Here is a 22,138-nt window from a genome sequence, read left to right as displayed (position 1 = left end):
TGCCACGAGGTGCATCGCCACTCTGTACGAAACGGCGCCTGAAAAATCTCCCATAACCGCCATGCAGACGCCCCACCGCCCTCGGCTATACTCCCGGCAATTCAAAGTGCCCCGAGGTTTTACTGTGAAGAACTGGACGTTGCGCCAACGCATCCTGGCGAGTTTTGCCGTGATCATCGCCATCATGCTGCTGATGGTGGTTGTCACGTACTCCCGGTTGTTGAAGATCGAGTCCAGTGAACAGGAAGTGCGTACCGACGCCGTGCCAGGGGTGTATTACAGCTCCATGATCCGGGGCGGCTGGGTCGACAGCTACGTCAAGACCCAGCAACTCGTCGGCCTTTCCGGCCAGCGGGAAATCACCGCCGAAGACCAGGCGCTCTACCAGGGTTATGAAAAACACCTGCGTGAGGAAATCCAGAACTATCAAAAACTCATCGAGGACCCGGCGGACCAGGCTTCGTTCGATGAATTCGAAGTCAACCACCAGGACTTCAACAAAGCCTTGGCCAAGGTGCTGGACCTCTATCAGCGCAAGGAATACGAAGGCGCAAGGCTGGCCCTGGAAAAAGAACTGACGCCTGCATGGTTGGGTGGTCGTGTGCACTTGAACCAGATCATCGAGCGTAATCGTGAGCTGGCAGAGCAAGCCTCCCTGACCATTGGCCGTGCGGTGACGGGCGCCGAGGTCGCCATGGGCTTGTCGTTCCTGGTCGCGGTGCTCGTCGCCGTGCTGTGCGGCTTGTTGTTGATGCGCGCGATCATGGGGCCGATGAACCGCATCGTCGAGATTCTCGAGATCATGCGCAGCGGCGACCTGAGCCGACGCCTGAACCTGGCCCGCAAAGACGAATTCGGCGCCGTCGAAACCGGCTTCAACGACATGATGGCCGAGCTGACTTCCCTGGTGTCCCAGGCCCAGCGCTCTTCCGTGCAGGTCACCACATCGGTCACCGAGATCGCCGCTACATCCCGGGAGCAGCAGGCCACGGCCACCGAAACCGCCGCCACCACCACTGAGATTGGCGCGACATCCCGCGAAATCGCCGCTACGTCCCGCGACCTGGTTCGCACCATGACCGAAGTGTCCACCGCCGCCGACCAGGCCTCGGTGGCGGCCGGCTCGGGCCAGCAAGGCCTGGCGCGCATGGAAGAAACCATGCATTCAGTGATGGGCGCGGCCGACCTGGTCAACGCCAAACTGGCGATCCTCAACGAGAAGGCCGGCAACATCAACCAGGTGGTGGTGACCATCGTCAAGGTCGCCGACCAGACTAACCTGCTGTCGCTCAACGCCGCCATCGAGGCCGAGAAGGCGGGCGAGTACGGTCGCGGTTTTGCCGTGGTCGCCACCGAAGTGCGGCGGTTGGCCGACCAGACCGCCGTCGCCACCTACGACATCGAGCAGATGGTCCGCGAGATCCAATCCGCTGTGTCGGCCGGTGTGATGGGCATGGACAAGTTTTCCGAAGAAGTACGCCGTGGCATGGCCGAGGTACAGCAGGTGGGCGAGCAGCTGTCGCAGATCATCCATCAGGTCCAGGCGCTGGCGCCGCGGGTGCTGATGGTCAACGAGGGCATGCAGGCCCAGGCCACCGGGGCCGAGCAGATCAACCACGCCTTGGTGCAACTGGGCGATGCCAGCAGCCAGACCGTGGAATCCCTGCGCCAGGCCAGTTCCGCCATCGACGAACTCAGTCAGGTGGCCGTGGGACTGCGCAGCGGCGTTTCGCGTTTCAAAGTCTGATGGGCGAGCCAGAAGCCCGCCGTGGCGCCGCGCCGGCGGCCCGGCAAACGTTGTTCCTGGTGTTCTGCATCGGTAACGAGCGCTACGCCCTGCAAGCCATCGATGTGGTGGAAGTGCTGCCGCGCCTGCCGCTCAAGCCGATTGCCCGGATGCCGTCCTGGGTGGCCGGCATATTTGCCTGGCGCGGGGTCGTGGTGCCGGTGATCGATCTGTGCGCCCTGACCTTCGGCCAGGACGCCGAGGCGCGCACCAGTACCCGGCTCGTGCTCGTGCATTATCGGCCGCAGGGGCAGGAAACCGGACAGGTGCTGGGCTTGATATTGGAACAGGCCACCGACACCTTGCGCTGCGATCCGGCGGATTTCAAACCCTATGGCCTGGACAACCGCCAGGCGCCTTACCTCGGTCCGGTACGCGAAGATGCCCAAGGCATGCTGCAATGGGTGCGGGTCAATGATTTGCTCGACGAGTCGGTTCGCGCAATGCTGTTTCCCTCGCCGCCGCTGAGCCTCGATGGCTTCGAGGAACGGCCATGAATAACGACCAGCGTTTTTTCGATTTCCTCAAGGAGCGCATCGGCCTGGACGTGACCTCCGTCGGCACCGCCATCATCGAGCGGGCCGTGCGCCAACGCGTGCTCGCCGTCCCCGGGCGAACCACCGACGAGTATTGGCAGTCCCTGCAGCATTCTGCGCAGGAGCAGCAGGCGCTGATCGAGGCCGTGATCGTCCCGGAAACCTGGTTCTTTCGTTACCCTGAATCCTTCGCGACGCTGGCCCGACTGGCCACCCGGCGCCTCGCCGACATCAAGCACCTGCGCGCCCTGCGCATCCTCAGTCTGCCGTGCTCCACGGGCGAAGAACCGTATTCGATCACCATGGCGCTGTTTGACGCGGGCCTCGGGGCCCATCAGTTCAAGGTCGATGCCATGGACGTCAGCCCCCTGTCCGTCGATAAAGCCAGGCAAGCGCGTTACGGCAGGAACTCCTTCCGGGGCGCCGACCTCGGCTTTCGTGAACGGTACTTCAACGCCGAAGACGAGGGCTATCGCCTCGACGAGCGCGTGCGCGAACAGGTGCGCCTGCAAGTGGGCAACCTGCTTGATCCGGCCTTGCTGGTAAACGAGGCGCCTTATGATTTCGTCTTTTGCCGCAACCTGCTGATCTATTTCGACCAGCCGACCCAACAACAAGTGTTCGAAGTCCTCAAGCGCCTGACCCATCAGGACGGCGTTCTGTTCATCGGCCCCGCCGAAGGCAGTCTGCTGGGACGGCTAGGCATGCGCTCGATCGGCATCGCCCAGTCATTCGCGTTCAGCCGCCAGGGCGCCCCCGAGCCGCAGCCGCTGCCGGCATTGATGCCGACGCCATTGCCGATTCGCCAGCCGCCGCCACGGGTTGTTCCGCCCGTCATGCGGCCTCGACCCTTCGCCAGCGCCGTAAGGCCGATTGCCGAGGCGAAAAACAACGACGCCGCGACGCTGCTGGCCAGTATTGCCGCCCTCGCCAACGGCGGGAAAAGCGTCGAGGCCCGTGCGGCCTGCGAAGAATACTTGCGCAGCCACGCACCCAACGCCCAAGTGTTCTATTGGCTGGGGCTGCTCAGCGACATGGCGGGCAATGCGCTCCAAGCTCAGGGTTTCTATCGCAAGGCGCTGTATCTTGAGCCGCAACACGCCGAGGCCCTGGTGCACCTGGCGGCGCTGCTGGCTTCCCAGGGAGACGCGGCCGGCGCCCGTCGATTGCAGGACCGCGCGGCCCGCAGTGGGCGCACGGCAAACAGTGAGCACAAACGATGAGCGGTTCGGCTTCCTATAACGTGACCCATGACGATGCCCAGGCCATCGATGACTGCTGGAACCGCATCGGCGTCCATGGCAACAAGTCCTGCCCGCTGCTGGCCGAGCATATCCATTGCCGAAACTGCTCGGTGTACTCGGCCGCCGCCACACGCTTGCTCGACCGTTACGCCCTGCGCCAGGACGATCATGACCGGGCCCACGCTCCGGTGGACAGCGATGTCGTCACTCGCTCGTTATTGATGTTTCGCCTCGGCGAAGAGTGGCTCGGCCTGAGCACCCGCAGCCTGGTGGAAGTGGCGCCAGTGCAGGCTATCCATTCGTTGCCCCACCAGCGCTCGCGCGCCCTGTTGGGCGTGGCGAACGTGCGCGGCGCCCTGGTGGCCTGCTTGTCGTTGGTGGAGCTGCTGGGGTTGGAGCCGGGTTCGGCGACGTCCTCCGGTGGACGGATCATGCCACGCATGCTGATCGTCGCCGCGCAGGGCGGGCCGGTGCTGATGCCGGTGGATGAGGTGGACGGCATTCATGCCATCGACGAACGCATCCTGGCCGGCGCTTCGCAATCGAAGGGCAAATACACCCGTGGCGTGCTGCCCTACAAAGGTCGCAGCCTGCGTTGGCTGGATGAAGAGCAACTGTTGGCCGCCGTGTCCCGGAGCCTGTCATGACCCCCGATCAGATGCGCGACGCCTCGCTGCTGGAACTGTTCAGCCTGGAAGCCGAAGCCCAGGTCCAGGTGTTGAGCACCGGCCTGCTGGCTCTGGAGCGTGACCCGACTCAGGCCGATCACCTGGAGTCGTGCATGCGCGCGGCCCATTCGCTCAAGGGCGCGGCGCGAATTGTCGGGGTCGATGCCGGGGTCAGCGTGGCCCACGTGATGGAGGATTGCCTGGTCAGTGCCCAGGAAAGGCGGATGGTGTTGCGCGCCGAACATATCGACGCCTTGCTCCAGGGCACTGACCTGTTGACCCGCATCGCGACGCCTGGCAACAACGTCGGAGCCGAGGATATCGAGGCCTATGTCGCCCTGTTGGGGCGCCTGCTGGACCCGTCGGCACCAACGGCCGCGCCGCCGCGGATCGGAATACCCGTCGAGCCCGTGCGCGTCGAAATGCCTGATTTTGCGTCCATGGAGCCCGGCGAGCCGGTCGCTCGAAAAAAACGTGTCACCGAAGATGGCGAGCGGGTCTTGCGGGTCACGGCGGGCCGCCTCAACAGCCTGTTGGACTTGTCGAGCAAGTCCCTGGTGGAAACCCAGCGCCTCAAGCCTTGGCTGGCGACGATGCAACGCCTCAAGCGCCAGCAAAGCGGTGGCCTGCGCGCCCTTGAAGATTTGAACGTGCATCTCAAGGATCACGCCTTGAGCCTCCAGGCCCAGGAAGCGCTCAACGATGCCCGACGCCTGCTGGCCGAAACCCAGCAAGTGCTGGTGCAAAAGATCGCTGAGCTGGACGAATTCGCCTGGCAGGGCAGCCAGCGCGCCCAGGTACTGTACGACACGGCGTTGGCCTGTCGCATGCGACCGTTTGCCGATGTGCTCTCGGGCCAGGTGCGGATGGTCCGTGACTTGGGCCGCAGCCTCGGCAAACAGGTGCGCCTGGAAATCGAAGGGGAAAAAACCCAGGTCGATCGTGATGTCCTGGAGAAGCTCGAAGCGCCCCTGACTCATCTGCTGCGCAATGCCGTGGACCACGGTATCGAAATGCCGGAGCAGCGGCTGTCGGCCGGCAAGCCCGCCGAAGGGCTGATTCGCCTGCGCGCCTCACACCAGGCCGGCCTGTTGGTGCTGGAACTGTCGGACGATGGCGGCGGCGTGGACCTGGAGCGGGTGCGCCGAACCATTGTGGAGCGAGGGCTTTCTCCCGAGCAGACCGCCGCCAGCCTGAGCGAAGAAGAACTGCTGGCGTTTTTGTTCCTGCCGGGCTTCAGCCTGCGGGACAAGGTCACCGAGGTGTCCGGCCGCGGTGTCGGCCTGGATGCGGTCCAGCATATGGTCCGCCAGTTACGCGGTGCGGTGGTGCTGGAGCAGACGGCGGGCGAGGGCAGTCGTTTTCATCTCGAGGTGCCGCTGACGCTTTCGGTGGTGCGCAGCCTGGTGGTGGAAGTCGGCGGCGAAGCCTACGCCTTCCCGCTGGCCCACATCGAACGCATGTGCGACCTGGCGCCCGATGACATCGTCCAGGTCGAGGGCCGCCAGCATTTCTGGTACGAAGGCCGGCACGTGGGCCTGGTTGCAGCGACGCAATTGCTCAACCGTCCGGTCACGCCCAACAGTGGCCAGGCCCTTAAGGTCGTGGTGATCCGCGAGCGGGAGGTGATCTATGGCGTGGCGGTGGAGCGGTTCATCGGTGAGCGCACGCTGGTGGTCCTGCCCCTGGATGAGCGCTTGGGCAAGGTCCAGGATATTTCCGCCGGTGCCTTGCTCGACGATGGCTCGGTGGTGTTGATCGTCGACGTCGAGGATCTGCTGCGCTCGGTGGAAAAGTTGCTCGACACCGGGCGACTGGAGCGGATCGCCCGGCAGAACGAGGCCCAGGCGCCGCGCAAGCGGATCCTCGTCGTCGACGACTCCCTGACCGTGCGTGAACTGGAGCGCAAGCTGTTGCTCAATCGCGGTTATGACGTGGCGGTGGCCGTGGACGGCATGGACGGCTGGAATGCGTTGCGCTCGGAGGAATTCGACTTGCTCATCACGGACATCGACATGCCGCGCATGGACGGTATCGAGCTGGTGTCGTTGCTGCGGCGCGACAGCCGCCTGCAATCGCTGCCGGTGATGGTGGTTTCCTACAAGGATCGCGAAGAAGATCGCCGCCGTGGCCTGGATGCCGGCGCGGACTACTATCTCGCCAAGGCAAGTTTCCATGACGACGCCTTGCTCGACGCCGTGGTCGAATTGATCGGAGGAGCACGCGCTTGAAGATCGCCATCGTCAATGACATGCCCCTGGCGGTCGAAGCCCTTCGCCGCGCACTGGCGCTGGAGCCGGCGCATCAGTTGGTGTGGGTCGCCGCCAACGGTGCCGAGGCGGTGCAACGTTGTCACGAATACACGCCGGACCTGATCCTGATGGACCTGTTCATGCCGATCATGGATGGCGTGGAGGCGACCCGGCGGATCATGGCCGACACACCGTGTGCCATCGTGATTGTCACCGGTGACAGCCGGCAGAACGTCCACCAGGTGTTCGAAGCCATGGGCCATGGCGCCCTGGACGTGGTCGACACGCCGGCCCTGGGCGTCGGCAAGCCCGAAGACGCCGCGGCACCGCTGCTGCGCAAGATCGCCAACATCGGCTGGCTGATCGGTGATCGTGGTGGCCGCGACCACGCCGCGCCGGCTGCGCATCGGGCATCGGCGTCACGCAAGAGCCTGGTGGCGATCGGGTCGTCGGCGGGTGGCCCGGCCGCATTGGAGGCACTGCTCAAGGGATTGCCGCGGGATTTTGCCCCGGCCATCGTGCTGGTCCAGCATGTCGACGAGGTGTTTGCCGCCGGCATGGCCGAGTGGCTCAGCGGCGTGTCGGGGCTCAACGTCCGCCTGGCCCGCGAGGGTGAGGCGCCGCAAGGCGGGACGGTGCTGCTGGCCGGGACCAACCACCATCTGCGCCTGTTGAAAAACGGCACGCTGGCCTACACCGCCGAGCCGGTCAACGAGATCTATCGGCCCTCCATCGATGTGTTTTTCGAGAGTGTCGCCCGTTTCTGGAGCGGTGATGCGGTGGGCGTCTTGCTCACCGGCATGGGGCGCGACGGTGCGCAAGGGCTTAAACTCATGCGCCAGCAGGGCTGCGTGACGATCGCCCAGGACCAGCAGAGCAGCGCGGTGTATGGCATGCCCAAGGCAGCGGTCGCCATCGATGCGGCAACGCAGGTCCTTGCGCTGGATAGAATAGCGCCACGCTTGGTGGAGATTTTCACCCAATGACGAACCCCCGCACCCCAGGCAGTATTCAGGTGAGCCCCCATGAATGATTTACAACTCGACGATTTCAAGCGCGATGAGAATGCCGCCATGGTCCTGCTCGTCGACGACCAGGCGATGATCGGCGAGGCGGTACGACGCGGGCTGTCGAACGAACAGAACATCGATTTCCACTTCTGCTCCGACCCCCACCAGGCGATCGCCCACGCGGTGCGCATCAAGCCGACGGTGATCCTCCAGGACCTGGTGATGCCAGGCCTCGACGGCCTGAGCCTGGTACGCGAATACCGCAATCACCCGGCCACCCGAGACATCCCGATCATCGTCCTGTCCACCAAGGAAGACCCGTTGATCAAGAGCGCGGCGTTTGGTGCAGGGGCCAACGACTATCTGGTCAAGTTGCCGGACAACATCGAACTGGTGGCGCGCATTCGCTATCACTCACGTTCCTACATGATGCTGTTACAGCGCGACGCGGCTTATCGTGCCCTGCGGGTGAGCCAGCAGCAGCTGCTCGACACCAACCTGGTGCTACAACGATTGATGAATTCCGATGGTCTGACCGGGTTGTCCAACCGGCGGCACTTCGATGAATACCTGGAGTTGGAGTGGAGAAGGGCGCTGCGGGATCAGTCCCAGTTGTCGTTGCTGATGATCGACGTGGATTACTTCAAATCCTACAACGACAATTTCGGTCACCTGGAGGGCGACGAAGCCCTGCGCAAAGTCGCCACGGCCATCCGCGAGGCGTGCAGTCGCCCCTCCGACCTGCCGGCCCGCTATGGCGGCGAGGAGTTCGCCCTGGTATTGCCCGGCACCTCGCCTGGCGGCGCCCGGCTGATGGCGGAGAAACTGCGCCAGAGCGTCGTTGCCCTGAAAATTCCCCATGCCACGCCCGACGGCGGCGAGAACCTGACCATCAGCATCGGCATCGCGACCTTCACGCCCCAGCAGGGCGGCGACAGCCGGCAACTGATCTCGGCGGCGGACAAAGGGCTGTACCTGGCCAAACACAATGGCCGTAATCGGGTTGGGGTTGAATAAACCCGTTGCCTGGCGAGAGTGCTTTTGTGGCGAGGGAGCTTGCTCCCTCGCCACCGGGGCAGTGTTTAATCATGCCACTGGGTTTCATTGCCTCTAAAGCCGCCAGGCGGGCTGCCGCTGGCGCTTGATTACGTTATACTCGCCGGCTTTCAAAAGTTCGCCAACGAGTGCTGCCCGCCATGGAAATCAACCCGATCCTGAACACCATCAAGGACCTGTCCGAGCGCTCCGAAACTATTCGGGGGTATCTTTGACTACGATCAAAAGCATGAGCGCCTGACCGAAGTCAATCGCGAGCTTGAAGATCCGAATGTCTGGAACAACCCTTCGTACGCCCAGGAACTGGGCCGCGAGCGTTCTGCGCTGGCGCAGATCGTCGAGACCCTGGATGAATTGTCCAGCGGCCTGGCCGATTGCCGCGACCTGCTGGACATGGCCGTCGAAGAAAACGACGAAGGCGCGGTCGGCGATGTCGTCGCCGAGCTGACCCGCCTGGACGAGAATCTCGCCAAGCTGGAATTCCGCCGCATGTTCAGCGGCGAGATGGACATGAACAACGCCTACCTGGACATCCAGGCCGGCTCCGGTGGCACCGAAGCCCAGGACTGGGCCAACATCCTGCTGCGCATGTACCTGCGCTGGGCCGATAAACGCGGTTTCGACGCCACCATCATGGAGCTGTCGGCCGGTGAAGTCGCCGGGATCAAGGGCGCCACCGTGCACATCAAGGGCGAATACGCCTTTGGCTGGCTGCGGACCGAGATCGGCGTGCACCGCCTGGTGCGCAAGAGCCCGTTCGACTCCGGCAACCGTCGCCACACCTCATTCTCGGCGGTATTCGTCTCGCCGGAAATCGATGACAACATCGAAATCGAGATCAACCCGGCCGACCTGCGCATCGACACCTACCGCTCCTCCGGTGCCGGTGGCCAGCACGTTAACACCACCGACTCGGCCGTGCGGATCACCCACGTACCGACCAACACCGTGGTCAGTTGCCAGAACGAACGCTCCCAGCACGCCAACAAAGACACCGCGATGAAGATGCTGCGGGCCCGCTTGTACGAGCAGGAAGTGCAGAAGCGCAACGCCGCCTCCCAGGCCCTGGAAGACACCAAGTCCGACATCGGCTGGGGGCACCAGATCCGTTCGTACGTGCTCGACGCCTCGCGGATCAAGGACCTGCGGACCAGCATCGAACGCAGCGACTGCGACAAAGTGCTCGATGGCGACATCGATGAATACCTGATCGCCAGCCTCAAGCAAGGGCTGTAACGCGACACCCACGCGGTGGGCAGGCACGCTTCCATGGGAGCGAGGCCTGCCCGCAAACTCCGGCCCGGGGCCGGGGGCAACGAACCTGTGATGGAAACCTTAAAGACATGAGCGACCTAGAACTCGACCCGCAAGCCCTGCAACAGGAAGAAAACTCCCTGATCGCCCTGCGCAAGGAAAAGCTTGCTGCCGAGCGCGCCAAGGGCCAGGCCTTCCCCAACGACTTCCGCCGCGACGCGTATTGCGACGCCTTGCAGAAGAAGTACGCGGACAAGACCAAGGAAGAGCTGGCCGAGGCGGCGATTCCGGTCAAGGTTGCCGGTCGCATCATGCTCGATCGTGGTTCGTTCATGGTGATCCAGGACATGACCGGTCGCATCCAGGTCTACGTCAACCGCAAGACCCTGCCGGAAGAAACCCTGGCCGCCGTCAAGACCTGGGACCTGGGCGACATCATCGCCGCCGAAGGCACCCTGGCCCGCTCCGGCAAGGGCGACCTGTACGTCGAAATGACCAACGTGCGCCTGCTGACAAAGTCCCTGCGCCCGCTGCCGGACAAGCACCACGGCCTGACCGACACCGAGCAGCGCTACCGTCAGCGCTACGTCGACCTGATCGTCAACGAAGACGTGCGCCAGACCTTCCGCGTGCGCTCGCAGGTCATTGCCCACATCCGCAGCTTCCTGATGAAGCGTGACTTCCTGGAAGTCGAGACGCCGATGCTGCAGACCATCCCTGGCGGTGCGGCGGCCAAGCCGTTCGAAACCCACCACAACGCCCTGGACATGGAAATGTTCCTGCGCATCGCGCCGGAGCTGTACCTCAAGCGCTTGGTCGTGGGTGGCTTCGAAAAAGTCTTCGAGATCAACCGCAACTTCCGTAACGAAGGCGTTTCGACCCGGCACAACCCCGAGTTCACCATGCTCGAGTTCTACCAGGCCTATGCCGACTACGAAGACAACATGGACCTGACCGAAGAGCTCTTCCGCGAGCTGGCGCAGCTTGTTCTCGGGACGACCGACGTGCCCTACGGCGACAAGGTGTTCCACTTCGGCGAGCCGTTCGTGCGCCTGTCGGTGTTCGACTCGATCCTCAAGTACAACCCTGAACTGACTGCCGATGACCTGAACGACATCGACAAGGCCCGCGCCATCGCCAAGAAGGCCGGCGCCAAGGTGCTGGGCTTCGAGGGCCTGGGCAAGTTGCAAGTGATGATTTTCGAGGAACTGGTCGAGCACAAGCTGGAGCAGCCGCACTTCATCACCCAGTACCCGTTCGAAGTGTCGCCGCTGGCCCGTCGCAACGACGAAAACCCAAGCGTGACCGATCGCTTCGAGCTGTTCATCGGTGGTCGTGAAATCGCCAACGCCTATTCCGAGCTCAATGACGCGGAAGACCAGGCCGAGCGCTTCATGGCCCAAGTGGCCGACAAGGACGCAGGCGACGATGAAGCCATGCACTACGACGCCGATTTCGTGCGCGCCCTCGAGTACGGCATGCCGCCCACAGCCGGCGAAGGCATCGGCATCGATCGCCTGGTGATGTTGTTGACCAACTCACCGTCGATCCGCGATGTCATCCTTTTCCCGCACATGCGGCCCCAAGCGTAAATGCTTCAATTAAAAAGCCGCCTCGATGGGCGGCTTTTTATTGCCTGTCTGGTACAAACGTATCAATTGGTTACTTCTGAAATAGCGAGGAAAGACCTGTCGTGAATCGTGCAATGGCTCCAGAAGGTGCAGCAGGCGTCGCCACTGCTGTCGCTGAAAGTGTTCAGTACCAAGGCCGCAAGGCCAGCCGACAGGGCAGTGAACAGCGCCGCCAGGACATTCTCGACGCGGCCATGCGCATTGTCGTGCGCGATGGCGTGCGGGCCGTGCGACACCGCGCGGTAGCCGCCGAAGCGGGCGTGCCGCTGTCTGCCACCACTTACTACTTCAAGGATATCGATGACCTGCTCACCGATACTTTCGCCCAGTACGTGGAGCGCAGCGCGGCGTTCATGGCCAAGCTGTGGACCAACAACGAAGGGCTGCTACGCGAGATGGTCGCCTATGGGGACGGCAGCGCCGAGTCACGCTCGCAACTGGCCGACGACATTGCGCGGATGACAGCCGACTACGTTCAGCATCAATTGCACAGTCGTCGCGACTACTTGATGGCCGAACAGGCTTTCCGCCAGGAAGCGCTGCTCAACCCGCGCCTGGCGGAGTTGGTACGCTCCCACCAGCAAATCCTGTTGCACGGCACGTGTCAGTTTTTCCAGGTCCTGGGCTCGCGCGAGCCGCAACAGGATGCCAAAGTGTTGACGGCGATTATCGGACGGATGGAATATCAGGGCTTGCTCAATGGCGCCGAGCCGGTAGCCGAAGAGGACATGCTCGGCATCCTGACCCGTTATATGCACTTGGTACTGGCGTCGGTGTAACCCTTTTCGGGTTAGAACAGTCCCTTTGGCGGGGGGATAGATCCCCTCGCCAAAGGACAAGGCGCCTGCCATAGGGAGTTTCAAATGAAAGCCTGGCCCGCCATTGTACTGGCCGTGTCGTTGCTGCTGCTCAGTGGTTGCCTGGTGTCCTTCAAGGCGCCATTGCCTGAAAGTGAAGCCGCGCCCAAGGGCCTGCTTGGCCAATGGACCAGCACCAATGCCTGGGGTGAACCGTTGAACCTGGAGCTGTCGGAAGTCGGCAAGCACCGCTACCAGGCCGTCAGCTACTTCAGGGCCAAGCCCCAGGAACGCGAAGCCATCCCTGTGACGGTGTCCCGGCACGGCAGCCGTTGGTACCTGTCGGCGAAGGTGCCGGCCCGGTTCGGCGGACATTTCGTCATCGCCGGTTTCGAACTGACCGACAAGCAGGAACTGGTGGTCTACAACCTGGACATGGAACAGATCAACCAGGCCATCGGCCAGAAGCTGCTCAGTGGCCAGCCGAACCCGAGCGAAGAGGGCGACGGCGTGTTGGTGGACAGCGACATGCGCAAGGTTTTCAGCTACCTCGACGACCCGGCCAATTCCGATGTGTTCTCGGAGGCCGTGCGCTACCAGCGATTGGCCAAATCCCAATAAACTGCATCAAGCGGACGTTTTTTCACAGGAGTTCCGGGTGGACGATTACCAGCAGACGATACGCACCTTGTCCGATCGCATTGTGCTGGCGCAGACGCCGATTCGCATTCTCGACGCGGTGAAGTGGGATGAGAACATCCGTAAGGGTTTTCTCAAGGCCAAGGGCAAGGAAATGCCGGCGGTCGACCGCGATTATTACCTCAACCGACCGCTGTCGTTCGACTCCAGCAAGGTAAAGCTTGAATTCCAGAACATCGAGCGCGACATCACCCGCCAACTGGGGCAATTCAACCCGGTTGGCCAGATCATGCGCCGCATGTGCAAGGAATACCGCATGGTGGTGCGCATGCTCGAAGCGCGTGGCACCGAGGATTTCGGGCTGATCTCCCAAGAGCTGTATGGCGCCGCATCCGACGCCTTCCACGCCGGCGACCCGACCCTGGCCGACCTGGGCCTGATGCTGTCCGATTACCTGAACAATATCGATGGCCGCGGGGACCTCAAGGACGAGCCCAAGGTCCTCAGCGCCAAGGAAGCTGTCAGCCTGCTGCAACACCGCCTCAACCGGGTGTTCGGCGAGGCCGAGGAAACCATCCGGGTGTTCGAGTCCGACGGCATCGTGGCCGACGCGGCGGCGGGCGCCGACTACATCAAGATCCGTACCGACGCGATGTTCAACGAGCGCGACGTGCGGGCGCTGGAGGTCCACGAAGGGCTGGTGCACGTCGGCACCACGCTCAACGGCCTGAACCAGCCGATCTGCACTTTCCTGTCCAAGGGCCCGCCCTCCTCGACGGTGACCCAGGAAGGCCTGGCGATCCTCATGGAAATCATCACCTTTGCCTCCTACCCGAGTCGCCTGCGCAAGCTCACCAACCGAACCCGGGCGATTCATATGGTGGAAGAGGGCGCCGATTTCCTCCAGGTCTACGATTTCTTCCGTGAGCAGGGCTTTGAAATGGCCGAAAGCTACGGCAACGCCAGCCGGGTTTTCCGTGGCTCGGTGCCCACCGGGCTGCCATTCACCAAAGACTTGTCCTATCTCAAGGGCTTCATCATGGTTTACAACTACATTCAGCTGGCCGTGCGCAAGGGCAAGCTGGAACAGGTGCCGCTGTTGTTCTGCGGCAAGACCACCCTGGAGGACATGCGCACATTGCGCCAGTTGGTGGATGAAGGCCTGGTCGTGCCACCCAAATACCTGCCCGAGCAATTTCGCGACATGAACGCGTTGTCGGCCTGGATGTGTTTCTCCAACTTCCTGAACCACCTGAGCCTGGATCGGATCGAAGCGGATTATTCGAATATTCTTTGACGACGCCACCCATCCCCTGTGGAGCGAGCAAGCTGGCTCCACAATGGGGTGTGTATAACCTCTGGTTTTCTACGAGGCTTCATCGGATGCGAACCCTCGGCATCATCTGCCTGCTGCTGGCCCTGACCGGCTGCAGCTCCGTGCTGTTCTACCCCGAACGCGGCCTGCCCTTTACGCCGGAGCGTGCCAGGCTCGAATACCGCGACGTCACCCTGACCACCGCTGACGGCTTGAAACTGCGGGGCTGGTGGCTGCCGGTGAAGCCGGGCGTGGAGGTCAAAGGCACGGTGCTGCATCTGCACGGCAACGGCGGCAACCTGGCCTGGCACCTCGGCGGGAGCTGGTGGTTGCCGGAGCAGGGCTATCAAGTCTTGATGGTCGATTATCGCGGCTATGGCGTTTCCGAAGGCGAGCCGAGCCTGCCGGCGATTTACCAGGACATCGACGCCGCGTTCAACTGGCTCGACCAGGCGCCCGAAGTCCGGGGCAAGCCGTTGGTGCTGCTCGGTCAGAGCCTGGGTGGCGCGCTGGCGGTGCATTACCTGGTCGATCACCCGCAGCGCCAACGGCAGCTCAAGGCACTGGTGCTCGACGGCGTGCCCGCCAGTTATCGCGATGTAGGGCGTTTTGCCTTGGGCACGTCATGGCTGACCTGGGCGTTCCAGGTACCGCTGTCGTGGCTGGTGCCGGACGGCGACAGCGCCATCGGCTCGATCGCACAATTGACTGGCGTGCCGAAACTGATCTACCACAGCCTCGACGACCCGATCGTGCCCCTTTCCAATGGCATCCGCTTGTATCAAGCTGCGCCGCCGCCCCGCGTGTTGCAACTGACCCGCGGCGGGCACGTGCAGACCTTCGCCGACCCGACCTGGCGAACCGTGATGCTGCGCTACCTCGACGACCCCCTGCACTTCGACGGCCTTCGCCGCCTGGGCGAGGTGCCGAATTATCCACAATCATCCGCTGAATCTTCAGAGAACCCGCAATGAGCGAAGAACGTAACGCCATCCCCCTGATCATCACTGGTATCTGCAGTATCCTCGGCACTGTCGCGGTGCTCTGGTACTACGGCTACCTGCATTTCGCCAAGCCCGAGGATGCGTTGCTGCTCAACGAATTCACCATGCTCAAGACCGTGCCGGGCGAGGACTACAAAGTCGCCCTGGAACCGGCGCCGCAGGTCGCGCAATGCATCGATGGCGTGCTGGTGCTGTTCGACACCGAGCAGAAAGGCCTGACCGGCGTGCTGATCAACGAGAAGAAGCGTGCAGTGCGGTGCATGGGGGAGGAGACACCGCAGAAGCTTCAGCCATAATCAATCCATTCCATCGGGGGCGCGAGCAGCCTCGCCCCACAAGGAATGGGTATAGCCAGATATATTCGGCCACGAAAAAGCCCCGCCTGATTGAAGCCAGGCGGGGCTTTTGCATTGCACTCAGCCGATCAATTGGCGCTCATGGTCGAGCGCGGGGCGACGGGCTGGTTGTCGTTGGAGATGGTGACTTCCACCCGACGGTTCATGGCGCGGCCCGAGACGCTGGTGTTGTCGGCGACCGGGAATTCCTTGCCGTAACCCTGGGTCACGATGCGGGCCGGATCGACGCCCATTTTCACCAGGGCGGTGCGCACGGAGCTGGCGCGGCGCTCGGACAGCGACTGATTGTAGGAATCCGAACCGGTGCTGTCGGTATAGCCTTCGATGATCACCTTGCGGTCAGGGTTTTCCTGGAGGAACTGCGCAAGCTTGCTCACGTTGGTCATGCCACTGGCACGCAGGTCGGACTTGTTGGTGGCAAACAGCACGTCGCCGAAAGTCACCAGCGTACCGCGCTCGGTCTGCTTGGCGTTGAGGCTGTCCTGCAACTGCTTGATCTGAGCGTTGCGCGCTTCGAGCAGGGCACGGGCGCGTTCGTCACCGGCGTTTTTCAGCTCGGCTTCGGCGTTGCGCAGGGCAATGGTCTGCTTGGCCACTTCAACGCGCTGGTTGGTCAGGTAAGCCAGTTGGTCAACCTTGGCTTCGTCCTCGTTATCCAGGTAGGCCTTGTCGGCCTTGGCCAGGAAATCGGCGGCGTCCTTGGTTTCCAGGGCCGCGACCTTGGTGGCGGCTGGATCGGCCTGCAAACCGTTGTAGTTGGTGCGGGCCTGTTCCAGGTTGGCGTTCGGATCATGGGAGCAAGCGGCCAGGGCTACGCAGGCGGCAAGCAGGGCGGGCATCATGAAATGTTTGTGCGTCATAGTCTGTCGTCCTTTTATCGATGAGAAGTACGTCGTGGCTGGAACCGGGTCACTGGACCTTGTTCATGCCTTCCTGACGCAGTTCCTGAACCCCTTTCTGGGAGTCCTTGAGGGCCTGTTCGGCCTTGGCGGCCTGGGCCTTGCGCTCGGCGACGCGGGCATCCCATTCAGCCTGTTCGGCCAGACGCTTGGCCTCTTCATAATTCTCGTCGTGCATGGCGATTTCGGCTTGCTTGAGTTTGTCCTGGGCCGATTTCATTTCCACCGCGGCAAACTCGGTGCCGCCGGCGCTGACCGCGCTGTTGACCGCCGATTGCGTGACCGCGTATTGCTCCGAAGGTGGATTGCCGGCACAACCGGCCAGGATGAAGCTGCTACCGATCGCCAGGGCAGCCAACTTCAGGCCGCGCAGGCCGGTGGATGAGGGTTTGGCAGTGCAGGTATTCATAGGCTTCAACTCCATTGGAAAACTCCTGAAAAAAAACACCATTCCATACTGGGACCGAAGCCGTGACGTCTGTTTTGGCGCTGGCGCCAGGGCGCGTTTATTTAAACGGCCGTTCCAGTATGGTTACTCGGTGTGACCCGAGGCTTTTTTCAAAAGTTCAGGCGAGGGTGGCCATTAGCCAAAAGAAATACTGACTGCTTGGTCAGGTGCAGGAAAGCTGAACTTTCAAGGCGCGCAGCGGTATTCCAGCGCGGCTGGAACAGCCTACGCGCTGGAAGTTTGCACCCGGGAAAGGACGGCGATCAGTGTTTGGATTTGTCGCCGTGGGAGGAAAGTTCGCGCAAATGCCGGCGCGACAATGCGAGGAATCGCGGGGTCGGACCCACGTCTTCGTACAGCGGATCACCTTCTTCATCGGTCGACACGACTTGCGATCCCTTGACGTAGGGGAAGCTGGCTTCCAGTTCTTCCAACGCCGCGCCGATCAGCTCCCCGAGCAGTTCTTCGGGCTGGCGCTTGGGGTACATGTCGCAGATGGCCGCCAGGCGCGCCGCGGCCTCGACGTCGAGATGAATCGTGTAGCCGGTCTGGGTCAGGCGTCCCTTGGCGTTTTCTTCCCAATGCTGGGCAAGCTCACGGATTTTCATGATGACCTCAATAGTCCTGCTTTTGGCAGGCGCGATAGTGACAAGCCGTCGTGTGGCTTATCCATGAGACTAGCTTTGTCCGACAAGGTTTAAAGTCCCTTCGTCGCTTGTCATTAACGACTGGCATCGGCACTCTCTTCTACAAAGCTGTCCGGACCTTTTTGCTGGAGAACTGCTGATGACCGATATCGATGCCCGCTTGCGCGAGGACGTCCACCTGCTCGGCGAACTGCTGGGCAACACCATTCGCGACCAGTACGGGGACACCTTTCTCGACAAGATCGAACAGATCCGCAAGGGCGCCAAGGCGGACCGACGTGGTTCCATGGACGCCGAACTGAGCGCCAGCCTCAATCAGTTGAGCGAGGAGGAACTGCTGCCGGTGGCGCGGGCGTTCAACCAGTTCTTGAACCTGGCCAACATCGCCGAGCAATACCAGTTGATTCATCGGCGCGAAGAATCCAAGCCCGCGCCCTTCGAAGCAAGGGTGCTGCCCGAGCTGCTGGCACGCTTGCGCGCCGAAGGCCACAGCGCCGAATCGCTGGCCCGCCAATTGGGGCGGCTGGATATCGAATTGGTCCTCACGGCCCACCCCACCGAAGTGGCCCGGCGCACACTGATCCAGAAATACGATGCCATCGCCGCGCAGTTGGCGGCCCAGGATCACCGCGACCTCACCAGTGCCGAGCGTTCTCAGATCCACCAGCGCTTGCAGAGATTGATCGCCGAAGCCTGGCACACCGAAGAAATTCGCCGCACCCGGCCAACGCCCGTGGACGAGGCCAAGTGGGGCTTTGCGGTGATCGAGCATTCGCTGTGGCACGCCATCCCCAATTACCTGCGCAAGGCCGACCAGGCCCTGCATGCCGCCACCGGGCTGCGCCTGCCGCTGGAGGCCGCGCCGATCCGCTTTGCCTCGTGGATGGGCGGCGACCGCGACGGCAATCCGAACGTCACTGCCGCGGTCACCCGTGAGGTGCTGTTGCTGGCCCGTTGGATGGCGGCGGACCTCTATCTTCGCGACGTCGATCACCTGGCCGCCGACCTGTCCATGCAGAACGCCAGCGCGGCCTTGCGCGCCCAGGCCGGCGACAGCGCCGAACCCTATCGCGCGGTGCTCAAGCAATTGCGTGAGCGCCTGCGGGCCACCCGCAACTGGGCCCAGGCCTCCCTGAAAGCCAGCACGCCGGCTTCTGCCGAGGTGTTGCAGAACAACCGTGAACTGCTTGATCCATTGGAGCTGTGCTACCAGTCCTTGCACGAATGCGGCATGGGTGTGATTGCCGACGGGCCGCTGCTCGATTGCCTGCGCCGCGCGGTGACGTTCGGTCTGTTCCTCGTGCGTCTAGATGTGCGCCAGGATTCGACGCGCCACACCATGGCAATGACCGAAATCACCGATTACCTCGGGCTGGGCCGCTACGAAGACTGGAACGAAGAGCAGCGCATCGGTTTCCTGCTGGATGAGCTGAATAACCGCCGTCCCTTGTTGCCGCCACATTTCAAGCCGTCGGCCGATACCGCCGAAGTCCTGGCGACGTGCCGGGAAGTTGCAGCGGCACCGGCGGCGTCCCTGGGCTCCTACGTGATTTCCATGGCCGGCGCGGCTTCCGATGTGCTGGCGGTGCAGCTGCTGCTCAAGGAGGCTGGCGTGCTGCGGCCGATGCGGGTGGTGCCGCTGTTCGAAACCCTTGCCGACCTGGACAACGCCGGGCCGGTGATGGAGCGCCTGTTGTCGCTGCCGGGCTATCGCTCGCGCCTGCAAGGGCCTCAGGAAGTGATGATCGGGTATTCCGACTCGGCCAAGGACGCGGGGACCACGGCGGCGGCCTGGGCGCAATATCGGGCCCAGGAACGACTGGTGGACATCTGCCGCGAGCAGCAAGTCGAACTGCTGCTGTTCCATGGTCGCGGTGGCACGGTGGGCCGTGGCGGCGGCCCGGCCCACGCGGCGATCTTGTCGCAGCCGCCGGGTTCGGTAGCGGGACGGTTCCGCACCACTGAACAAGGCGAAATGATTCGTTTCAAATTTGGTCTGCCGGACATCGCCGAACAGAACCTCAATCTTTACCTCGCTGCGGTGCTGGAGGCGACCCTGTTGCCACCGCCGCCGCCTACGCCAGAATGGCGGCACCTGATGGACGAACTCGCTGCCGACGGTGTCCGTGCCTACCGCGCCGTGGTTCGGGAAAATCCCCAATTCGTCGAGTATTTCCGCCAGTCCACGCCGGAGCAGGAGTTGGGCCGGCTGCCCCTGGGCAGTCGGCCGGCCAAGCGCCGTGCCGGGGGAATCGAGAGCTTGCGGGCGATTCCATGGATCTTCGGCTGGACCCAGACTCGCCTGATGCTGCCTGCCTGGCTGGGTTGGGAAACCGCCCTGGGCAAGGCGCTGGAGCGCGGCGAGGGTGAGTTGCTGGGGCAGATGCGCGAGCAATGGCCATTCTTCCGCACCCGCATCGATATGCTGGAGATGGTGCTGGCCAAGGCCGACGCCGACATCGCGTTGTCCTACGATGAGCGTCTGGTTGAACCTGCGTTGCTGCCGTTGGGTGAGCATTTACGCGACCTATTGTCGCAGGCTTGCTCGGTGGTCCTGGGGTTGACTGGCCAGTCGCAACTACTGGCACATAGCCCAGATACCTTGGAATTCATTCGCCTGCGCAACACTTACCTGGACCCGCTGCACCTGTTGCAGGCCGAACTGCTGGCACGTTCGCGGCAGCAGGATGTTGCCCAGGGCAGCCCCGTGGAACAGGCGTTGCTGGTGTCTGTAGCCGGGATCGCCGCCGGTTTGCGCAACACCGGCTGACGTCGGGTCGCTGCCTGAAACCGCTCGCCCGGCTCGTCCGGGCGTAGCCATTTGCGGGGAAGGGCAGGTCGACCAGGCGACAGTTTGTTGCCCGGTTGCGACTCTCGCCACCTCGTACGAAGGTCGCGTCCGACGCGGGTTCCTCCGACTTTCGGCGGCTTGTGTGGGTCGGGCCTGCTGTGTATCTTGATCAGCCTTTGGCCGTTTGGGCGGTCACGATCCAGTTTTCCGAGATTGGCCCCACGAGGCGAATCCGAGCGTTTACATAAAAAAATTGAGGAGCACATCGATGCGCGTCATTCTGCTGGGAGCTCCCGGGGCCGGTAAAGGTACTCAGGCAAAGTTCATCACCGAGAAATTCGGTATCCCGCAAATCTCCACCGGCGACATGCTGCGTGCCGCGGTCAAGGCTGGCACCCCATTGGGCGTTCAAGCCAAGAGCATCATGGATGCCGGCGGCCTGGTGTCGGATGACCTGATCATCGCCCTGGTCAAGGATCGTATCGCTCAAGCTGACTGCGCCAACGGTTTCCTGTTCGACGGTTTCCCGCGCACCATTCCCCAGGCGGAAGCCTTGGTGAGCGCCGGTGTCGAGCTCGATCATGTTGTCGAGATCGCCGTCGATGACGAAGAAATTGTCCAGCGCATTGCCGGCCGTCGCGTCCATGAAGCGTCGGGCCGTGTTTATCACACTGTCTACAACCCGCCAAAAGTTGCCGGCAAGGACGACCTGACTGGCGAAGAGCTGGTGCAGCGCAAGGACGATACCGAAGAAACCGTGCGTCATCGCCTGTCGGTCTACCATTCCCAGACCAAGCCGCTGGTGGACTTTTACCAGAAGCTGTCCGAGAAAACCGGCGGCAAGCCGAAGTACAGCCACATCCCGGGCGTTGGCTCGGTCGATGCGATTACCGGCAAGGTGCTTGAAGCGCTGAGCTGAAAAGCCTGATCCGTTGCAACAACTACGGCCCGCTTGCGGGCCGTAGTTGTTTATACTGGCGCACTTTTCCCCACCTGATTTACGGACACATCGATGAGCACCTTGCTGGCCCTGGACACCGCGACCGAAGCTTGCTCCGTTGCCTTGCTGCATGACGGCAAGGTCACGAGCCATTACGAGGTGATCCCGCGTTTGCATGCGCAAAAATTACTGCCGATGATCCAGCAACTGCTTGCCGATGCTGGCATCACCTTGCAGGCAGTGGATGCAATCGCCTTCGGTCGCGGGCCTGGCGCGTTCACCGGCGTGCGTATTGCCATCGGTGTCGTGCAAGGGTTGGCCTTTGCCCTGGAACGCCCGGTATTGCCGGTGTCGAACCTGGCGGTGCTGGCCCAGCGTGCCTTGCGCGAACACGGTGCGCATCAGGTGGCGGCCGCGATCGATGCACGCATGGACGAGGTTTACTGGGGCTGCTATCGCGAAACCGACGGCGAGATGCGCCTGGTCGGTGCTGAAGCGGTATTGCCGCCCGAATCGGCGGCGTTGCCGGTTGAGGCGAGTGGCGAGTGGTTCGGCGCCGGTACGGGCTGGGGTTATGGTGAGCGGATCGGTGCCCGCGTTGCCGGCGAGGACGCCTCCATGTTGCCTCATGCCGAAGACTTGCTGGCGCTCGCACGCTTCGCCTGGGAACGCGGCGAGGCCATCCCGGCCGATGAGGCGCAGCCGGTTTACCTGCGGGACAAGGTCGCAACGCCCAAATCCGAGCGCTAACCGGCATCACCCCATCCCAAGCCGAGCACAATTGTGGCGAGGGGATTCATCCCCGCTGGACGCGTAGTGCCCCCGACATTGTTGCGTCAGATGCGGATCTGGCGAGTGCCGCGGA

20 protein-coding genes are annotated in these 22,138 nt (G+C 62.7%); 17 read left to right on the top strand and 3 right to left on the bottom strand.

Annotation, left to right across the window (positions count from 1 at the left end):
* Positions 1–124 precede the first annotated feature (124 nt).
* From VQ575_RS21310 to VQ575_RS21245, 14 genes are all read left to right on the top strand, one after another.
* A complete protein-coding gene (locus tag VQ575_RS21310) occupies positions 125–1,747 on the top strand; it encodes a methyl-accepting chemotaxis protein (protein WP_045155154.1) in 1,623 nt (540 codons plus the stop codon).
* A complete protein-coding gene (locus VQ575_RS21305) occupies positions 1,747–2,283 on the top strand; it encodes a chemotaxis protein CheW (protein WP_045155155.1) in 537 nt (178 codons plus the stop codon). The genes VQ575_RS21310 and VQ575_RS21305 overlap by 1 nt, the downstream gene beginning before the upstream one ends.
* On the top strand, positions 2,280–3,545 hold the full coding sequence (locus tag VQ575_RS21300) for a protein-glutamate O-methyltransferase CheR (RefSeq protein ID WP_325918369.1): 1,266 nt from the start codon (positions 2,280–2,282) through the stop codon (positions 3,543–3,545). The genes VQ575_RS21305 and VQ575_RS21300 overlap by 4 nt, the downstream gene beginning before the upstream one ends.
* Positions 3,542–4,213 (top strand): chemotaxis protein CheW, encoded by a 672-nt coding sequence (locus VQ575_RS21295; RefSeq protein WP_325918368.1) that lies wholly within the window; start codon positions 3,542–3,544, stop codon positions 4,211–4,213. Before VQ575_RS21300 ends, VQ575_RS21295 begins: the two co-directional genes overlap by 4 nt.
* On the top strand, positions 4,210–6,465 hold the full coding sequence (locus VQ575_RS21290; protein WP_325918367.1) for a hybrid sensor histidine kinase/response regulator: 2,256 nt from the start codon (positions 4,210–4,212) through the stop codon (positions 6,463–6,465). The genes VQ575_RS21295 and VQ575_RS21290 overlap by 4 nt, the downstream gene beginning before the upstream one ends.
* On the top strand, positions 6,462–7,472 hold the full coding sequence (gene cheB, locus VQ575_RS21285; protein ID WP_045155159.1) for a chemotaxis response regulator protein-glutamate methylesterase: 1,011 nt from the start codon (positions 6,462–6,464) through the stop codon (positions 7,470–7,472). The genes VQ575_RS21290 and cheB overlap by 4 nt, the downstream gene beginning before the upstream one ends.
* Positions 7,473–7,511: 39 nt before the next feature.
* Entirely contained in the window at positions 7,512–8,513 is a 1,002-nt protein-coding gene (locus tag VQ575_RS21280; RefSeq protein ID WP_039592031.1) for a diguanylate cyclase domain-containing protein, read from the top strand.
* 179 nt (positions 8,514–8,692) lie between these two features.
* Positions 8,693–9,788, top strand: a protein-coding gene (gene prfB, locus VQ575_RS21275; protein WP_095963568.1) for a peptide chain release factor 2 whose coding sequence is annotated in 2 segments (ribosomal slippage) — positions 8,693–8,764 and positions 8,766–9,788 — 1,095 coding nt in all. Because the reading frame shifts where the segments join, the coding sequence is not laid out codon by codon here.
* A gap of 107 nt (positions 9,789–9,895) precedes the next feature.
* A complete protein-coding gene (gene lysS, locus VQ575_RS21270) occupies positions 9,896–11,398 on the top strand; it encodes a lysine--tRNA ligase (RefSeq protein WP_045155160.1) in 1,503 nt (500 codons plus the stop codon).
* A gap of 101 nt (positions 11,399–11,499) precedes the next feature.
* A complete protein-coding gene (locus VQ575_RS21265) occupies positions 11,500–12,216 on the top strand; it encodes a TetR/AcrR family transcriptional regulator (protein ID WP_039592028.1) in 717 nt (238 codons plus the stop codon).
* Between the two features lie 84 nt (positions 12,217–12,300).
* Positions 12,301–12,855, top strand: coding sequence for a hypothetical protein (locus tag VQ575_RS21260; RefSeq protein ID WP_039592027.1), 555 nt, complete (start codon positions 12,301–12,303; stop codon positions 12,853–12,855).
* Positions 12,856–12,892: 37 nt separating this feature from the next.
* Positions 12,893–14,170, top strand: coding sequence for a flavohemoglobin expression-modulating QEGLA motif protein (locus VQ575_RS21255; protein WP_039592026.1), 1,278 nt, complete (start codon positions 12,893–12,895; stop codon positions 14,168–14,170).
* Between the two features lie 86 nt (positions 14,171–14,256).
* Complete coding sequence (locus VQ575_RS21250) at positions 14,257–15,162, top strand: alpha/beta hydrolase (RefSeq protein WP_039592025.1); 906 nt, start codon at positions 14,257–14,259, stop codon at positions 15,160–15,162.
* Positions 15,159–15,488: a hypothetical protein gene (locus VQ575_RS21245; protein ID WP_325918366.1), complete on the top strand. Its 330-nt coding sequence runs from the start codon at positions 15,159–15,161 to the stop codon at positions 15,486–15,488. Before VQ575_RS21250 ends, VQ575_RS21245 begins: the two co-directional genes overlap by 4 nt.
* Before the next feature lie 128 nt (positions 15,489–15,616).
* On the opposite strand, the gene VQ575_RS21240 is transcribed toward VQ575_RS21245, so the two are convergent.
* The 3 genes from VQ575_RS21240 to VQ575_RS21230 all read right to left on the bottom strand — a co-directional run bounded on the left by VQ575_RS21240 (position 15,617) and on the right by VQ575_RS21230 (position 17,503).
* On the bottom strand, positions 15,617–16,408 hold the full coding sequence (locus VQ575_RS21240) for an OmpA family protein (RefSeq protein WP_039592023.1): 792 nt from the start codon (positions 16,406–16,408) through the stop codon (positions 15,617–15,619).
* A 49-nt stretch (positions 16,409–16,457) separates the two neighbouring features.
* Entirely contained in the window at positions 16,458–16,871 is a 414-nt protein-coding gene (locus VQ575_RS21235; protein WP_014336761.1) for a DUF4398 domain-containing protein, read from the bottom strand.
* Between the two features lie 287 nt (positions 16,872–17,158).
* Positions 17,159–17,503 carry a hypothetical protein gene (locus tag VQ575_RS21230; RefSeq protein WP_039592022.1) on the bottom strand — a complete coding sequence of 115 codons (345 nt, stop codon included), beginning with the start codon at positions 17,501–17,503 and terminating at the stop codon, positions 17,159–17,161.
* Positions 17,504–17,681: 178 nt separating this feature from the next.
* Between VQ575_RS21230 and ppc the strand changes: the two genes are divergently transcribed.
* From ppc to tsaB, 3 genes are all read left to right on the top strand, one after another.
* Positions 17,682–20,312: a phosphoenolpyruvate carboxylase gene (gene ppc / locus VQ575_RS21225; protein WP_039592021.1), complete on the top strand. Its 2,631-nt coding sequence runs from the start codon at positions 17,682–17,684 to the stop codon at positions 20,310–20,312.
* A 289-nt stretch (positions 20,313–20,601) separates the two neighbouring features.
* Complete coding sequence (gene adk / locus VQ575_RS21220) at positions 20,602–21,252, top strand: adenylate kinase (protein WP_045155164.1); 651 nt, start codon at positions 20,602–20,604, stop codon at positions 21,250–21,252.
* Between the two features lie 93 nt (positions 21,253–21,345).
* Positions 21,346–22,023, top strand: coding sequence for a tRNA (adenosine(37)-N6)-threonylcarbamoyltransferase complex dimerization subunit type 1 TsaB (gene tsaB, locus VQ575_RS21215; RefSeq protein ID WP_039592019.1), 678 nt, complete (start codon positions 21,346–21,348; stop codon positions 22,021–22,023).
* Positions 22,024–22,138: the final 115 nt, after the last annotated feature.

The organism is Pseudomonas frederiksbergensis (assembly GCF_035751725.1).
Taxonomy (GTDB): domain Bacteria; phylum Pseudomonadota; class Gammaproteobacteria; order Pseudomonadales; family Pseudomonadaceae; genus Aquipseudomonas; species Aquipseudomonas frederiksbergensis_A.
Note: the sequence above shows the minus strand (reverse complement) of the source record. Positions and strands in the feature narration are given on the sequence as shown.